The following is a 4,690-nucleotide window of genomic DNA, read 5'->3' on the forward strand; positions in this document are numbered from 1 at the left end:
GCGCAACAACGGCCCGCGACGGTCGACCAGGACATTGGCCGGGCGCAGGAACGGGCCGGCCCAGATGCATTCGCGCTTGATCACCGGGTCGAGACCGAACTTGCTCTGGCTTGGCTCCGGCAGGCCGAGGTCGATGCAATAACCGAAATCCTCCCCGGCGAAGCCCAGGCGCAGGTTCACCGACTGCCGGCGCACGCTGCCTTCAATCGGCTGGGCGCCACTGCGCATGGCCCGGCTGATGTCCTCCGGTCCCGCCCACAGGGTCGATGGCAGGCCGCCCTCGCGCGCCAGCGACGGGATCACTTCGCCGCGCGCGCTGTCCGCCAGCAGGCGCAAGGCCCGGTAGACGTTGGACTTGCCGGCGCCGTTGGCGCCGGTGATCAGGTTCAGGCGCCGCAGCGGCATCACCAGGTCGCGCAGGGTGCGGTAGTTGGACACCGCCAGGGTGGTCAGCATAGCTGCTCTCGAAGGAACGGAAACGCGGCCGATTGTAGGCCAAATGCCGCATCGCTTACTTGAGCCCGGCCACCCCGGCGACGATCAACCCGACAGAAACCAGCTTCACCGCCGTCAGGCTTTCGCCAAGCAGCAGGACGCCGAGGAACACCGTGCCCAGCGAGCCGATCGCGGTCCAGATCGGATAGGCGACGCTGACCGGCAACTCGCGCAGCGCCAGGGTCAGGAAATAGATCCCGCCGATCGCCGCGACCACCGTCAGCAGCGACGGCCAGAGTCTGCCGAAGCCGTTGGAGAACTTCATGCCCATGGCGAAGGCGACCTCGAAGGCCGCCGCCACCAGCAGATGGAACCAGGCCATGGCGGCTCCTCAGGCCGACCGCGCCAGCGCCAGCAGGCGCTGTTCCGCCTCGGCGCAGGATTCCTCGAAGGACCTGCCGCCGGATTCCTCGCCTTCCGCCGCGACCACCGTGACCTCGTCGATGCCGATGAAACCCAGCGCGGTGCGCAACCAGGGATCGGCGTGGTTCATCGCCTGGTTCTCGCCGCCCGGGCCGAAGCCATGGCCACCGCGACTGGTGACGATCAGCGCACGCTTGCCACGCAGCAGCGGCCGGTACTGGGTGACGCCATTGTCGAGGACGAAATCGAAGGTCACCCCGAGGCGCACGATCTGGTCGATCCAGGCCTTCAGGCCGCTGGGCACGCTGAAGTTATACATCGGCGTGGAGATCACCAGCAGGTCGCTGTCGAAGAGTTCGCCGACCAGTTGGTCGCTCAGCGCCAGATCGGCCTGCATCGCCAGCGAACGCTGTTCCGGCTGGGGATGGAAGGCGGCGGCAACGAAGGCCTCGGTGACCGCCGGAAGCGGTACCCGGCCGACTTCGCGGCGCGCCACGCGGGCCTGCGGATGGGCTTCGCGATAGGCCGCCAGGAAAACCTCGGCGAGACGCCGGGACTGCGAGCGCTCGCCTCGCGGGCTGGCATGCACTGCGAGAATTCTACTCATCTGTATCTCCTTGGATTCGGCTAGACTCGAATGACCTCAAGCCCCTTCGCCTTGAGCCAGAAATTATTGGCAGCGGGGGTTCCCGACAAATGAGCAATAGTTGTTCAGGATGAATTCAGTTCATCCATGGAGATTCCAATGTTCGCTTCCCTGCCGCTGACCGCATTGCGCACCTTCGAATCGGCGGCCCGTCAGTCGAGCTTCAAGGCCGCCGCCGAGGAGCTTGCGGTAACGCCAACCGCGGTTTCCCACCAGATCCGTTCGCTGGAAGCCTGGCTCGGCGTTCCGCTGTTCCAGCGTCTGCCACGGAAAGTGCGCCTGACCGACTGCGGCGAACGGCTGTTCCGCAGCCTGCACGGGGCCCTGCTGGAAATTTCGCAGAGCGTCGACACGCTGCGTCCGCAGCGCAGCGGCGGCAACCTGACGGTCTCCACCACCCCGGCCTTCGCCGCCCTCTGGCTGGTGCCGCGTCTCGGCCGCTTCTACGCCGCGCACCCGCAGATCAACCTGCGCCTGGACACCAACTGCGAAGTCCTCGACCTGCACCAGGACGCCAGCATCGACCTGGTGATCCGCTACAGCCTCGACGACTACCCGAACTTCTACGGTCTCTGCCTGTTCGACGAATGCTTCGCGGTCTATGGCTCGCCGGCCCAGGTCGCCCTGGCCGGAGAACGGCAGCCGACCCTGATCAGCGTGCGCTGGCACAACTCCAGGCTCTACGCCCACGGCTGGGAGGCCTGGTGCGCGCAGGCCGGCGAAAACTGGATGGAGGGCCAGCCGGTGATCCGCCAATACGACGAGGAGCACTATGCCCTGCAGGCGGCCATCGCCGGCCAGGGACTGGTGCTGGCCAGTTCGATCCTGGTTTCGGAAAGCGTCGCCAGCGGCCTGCTGCAACCCTACAGAGCGGATATCAGTGTCGACGGCGCCGGCTACAGCGCGCTATGCGTGCCCGGACGGGAACGTCATCCGCCGGTGAAGGCATTCTTCGAATGGCTGAGGCTGGAGGCACGACAGTCGGGGCACGCTTGCCGGCTGGAGCGGGACGCCTGAGCGGCGCGGCGGGACAGGGACAACGTGGCTGCCGTTATCCGTCCTGCGCGGAGAGGCGCAGCAGCCGCCGGAAAAAACGACGGCCCGCACCTTGCGGGGCGGGCCGTCTCCATGCGCGGGCGCTTCACCCGCCCGCAGGCTCGATCAGCGCTGGGTTACCGGAGCGGCGGAACCCTGGTGCGCCTCGCGGTACTCCTGCTCCGCATCGTCGAAGCGTTTGAGCATGCTCGTCGAAGGCGCCTTGCCGAGCAGGCTGAAGACGACGATGGCGACGCTGGCGAAGAGGAAGCCGGGGATGATCTCGTACAGGCCGGTCCAGCCCAACAGGTTCTTCCACAGGATCACCGTCGCCGCGCCGACGATCATGCCGGCCAGCGCGCCGTTGCGGGTCATCCGCTTCCACAGCAGGGAGAACAGCACCAGCGGGCCGAAAGCGGCGCCGAAGCCGGCCCAGGCATAGGACACCAGGCCGAGCACGCGGTTTTCCGGGTTGGCGGCCAGCCAGATGGCGATCACCGCCACCAGCAGCACCATGGCGCGACCGACCCAGACCAGTTCCAGCTGGCTGGCGCCCTTGCGCAGGAAGGCCTTGTAGAAGTCCTCGGTGAGCGCCGAGGAGCAGACCAGCAGTTGGCAGCTCAGGGTGCTCATGACCGCGGCGAGGATGGCGGACAGCAGCACGCCGGCGACCCACGGGTTGAACAGGATCTTGGCCAGCTCGATGAACACCCGCTCGGGGTTGTCGCTGACCGCGCCGGCCTGCTCTGGATGCGCCTGGAAGTAGGCGATGCCGAAGAAGCCCACGGCCACGGCGCCGCCGAGGCAGAGGATCATCCAGGTCATGGAGATGCGGCGCGCGGCCGGGATCGATTTCACCGAATCGGCGGCCATGAAGCGCGCCAGGATGTGCGGCTGGCCGAAGTAGCCCAGGCCCCAGGCCATCAGCGAGATCACGCCGATGAAGGAGGCGCCCTTGAGCATGTCGAAGCTGGTCGCGTCCTTCAGCTCGATGGCGGTGAAGGTCGGCTCGACGCCGCCGGTGGCGAGCATCACGATCACCGGGGTGAGGATCAGCGCGAAGATCATCAGCGAGGCCTGCACGGTGTCGGTCCAGCTCACCGCGAGGAAGCCGCCGATGAAGGTGTAGGCGATGGTCGCCGCGGCGCCGGCCCACAGCGCGGTCTCGTAGGAGAGGCCGAAGGTGCTCTCGAACAGGCGCGCACCGGCGACGATGCCGGAAGCGCAGTAGATGGTGAAGAACACCAGGATCACCAGGGCCGAGAAGATCCGCAGCAGGCGGCTGTTGTCCTCGAAGCGGTTGGTGAAGTAGTCGGGCAGGGTCAGCGCGTTGCCGTTGTGCTCGGTCTGCACCCGCAGGCGGCCGGCGACGAACAGCCAGTTGAGGTAGGCGCCGACGATCAGGCCGATGGCGATCCAGCTTTCGGACAGGCCGGACAGGTACACCGCGCCGGGCAGGCCCATCAGCAGCCAGCCGCTCATGTCGGAGGCGCCGGCGGACAGCGCCGTGACGAAGCTGCCGAGGCTGCGGCCGCCGAGGATGTAGTCGGAGAAGTTGTTGGTGGAGCGATATGCCGCCAGGCCGATCAGGACCATGGCCGCGATGTAGATCACGAAGGTGATCAGCGTGGGCGTATTGACACTCATAGGGACTCCCCTATTGCTTGTTTTTATCCGGGCCCTTGCGTGTGCAAGCAACGGGTAGCGGGCCCTTGGTTGGCAGAATGGCGCTTGTGGCGTCACTCCGTGAGCGCTTGCCGGAGCAAGCCGGAAACGTGGGTGGCCTCAAACGAGTCCGAACAGGCCCACGCCTCACGATCCCTCCCCTGTCGGGCAGGGAAAATCGTCCTTTATGGTCCGCTCCGGGCACGCACCGGAACGGCGGTCATTTCCCTCGGCGTCCGCCACGGCGAACCCCGGAAACCGACCCGGGCGCCAAGGCGCCCGGGAACGGAGTATCACTCGGCGTCGGCCAGCGACAGCAGCGACGCGTTGCCGCCCACCGCGGTGGTGTTCACCGACGTGGTGCGCTCGCTGACGAAACGCAGCAGGTAGTTCGGCCCGCCGGCCTTGGGACCGGTGCCGGACAGCCCGTGGCCGCCGAACGGTTGCACGCCCACCACCGCGCCGATCTGGTTGCGGTTGATGTAG

At 67.0% G+C, this 4,690-nt stretch carries 6 protein-coding genes; 1 reads left to right on the forward strand and 5 read right to left on the reverse strand.

Annotation, left to right across the window (positions count from 1 at the left end):
* The 3 genes from FFS27_RS28740 to azoR1 form a co-directional block, all read right to left on the reverse strand.
* A partial coding sequence (locus FFS27_RS28740; protein WP_171019250.1) for an AAA family ATPase occupies window positions 1-456 on the reverse strand: 456 nt, incomplete at its 3' end.
* 55 nt (window positions 457-511) lie between these two features.
* Entirely contained in the window at window positions 512-817 is a 306-nt protein-coding gene (locus FFS27_RS28745) for a DMT family transporter (protein WP_003103070.1), read from the reverse strand.
* A 9-nt stretch (window positions 818-826) separates the two neighbouring features.
* A complete protein-coding gene (gene azoR1 / locus FFS27_RS28750) occupies window positions 827-1,465 on the reverse strand; it encodes an FMN-dependent NADH-azoreductase AzoR1 (RefSeq protein ID WP_021264288.1) in 639 nt (212 codons plus the stop codon).
* A gap of 126 nt (window positions 1,466-1,591) precedes the next feature.
* On the opposite strand from azoR1, the gene FFS27_RS28755 reads away from it, so the two are divergent.
* Window positions 1,592-2,521, forward strand: a complete 930-nt coding sequence (locus FFS27_RS28755) for a LysR substrate-binding domain-containing protein (protein ID WP_073665519.1) — start codon at window positions 1,592-1,594, stop codon at window positions 2,519-2,521.
* A 144-nt stretch (window positions 2,522-2,665) separates the two neighbouring features.
* Here the strand turns inward: FFS27_RS28755 and putP are convergent, their stop codons facing one another.
* Window positions 2,666-4,186, reverse strand: a complete 1,521-nt coding sequence (gene putP, locus FFS27_RS28760; RefSeq protein WP_003085592.1) for a sodium/proline symporter PutP — start codon at window positions 4,184-4,186, stop codon at window positions 2,666-2,668.
* A 311-nt stretch (window positions 4,187-4,497) separates the two neighbouring features.
* Window positions 4,498-4,690, reverse strand: a 193-nt coding sequence (locus FFS27_RS28765) for a hypothetical protein (protein WP_137952378.1), incomplete at its 5' end; no start/stop codon positions are given.

Source organism: Pseudomonas sp. 2VD (assembly GCF_005503585.1).
Lineage (GTDB): Bacteria > Pseudomonadota > Gammaproteobacteria > Pseudomonadales > Pseudomonadaceae > Pseudomonas > Pseudomonas aeruginosa.

Excerpts from the sequence above, each read along its gene's own strand:
- azoR1 (WP_021264288.1), bottom strand. The coding sequence starts at position 1,465 with ATGAGTAGAATTCTCGCAGTGCATGCCAGCCCGCGAGGCGAGCGCTCG.
- putP (WP_003085592.1), bottom strand. The coding sequence starts at position 4,186 with ATGAGTGTCAATACGCCCACGCTGATCACCTTCGTGATCTACATCGCG.
- FFS27_RS28745 (WP_003103070.1), bottom strand. The coding sequence starts at position 817 with ATGGCCTGGTTCCATCTGCTGGTGGCGGCGGCCTTCGAGGTCGCCTTC.
- FFS27_RS28755 (WP_073665519.1), top strand. The coding sequence starts at position 1,592 with ATGGAGATTCCAATGTTCGCTTCCCTGCCGCTGACCGCATTGCGCACC.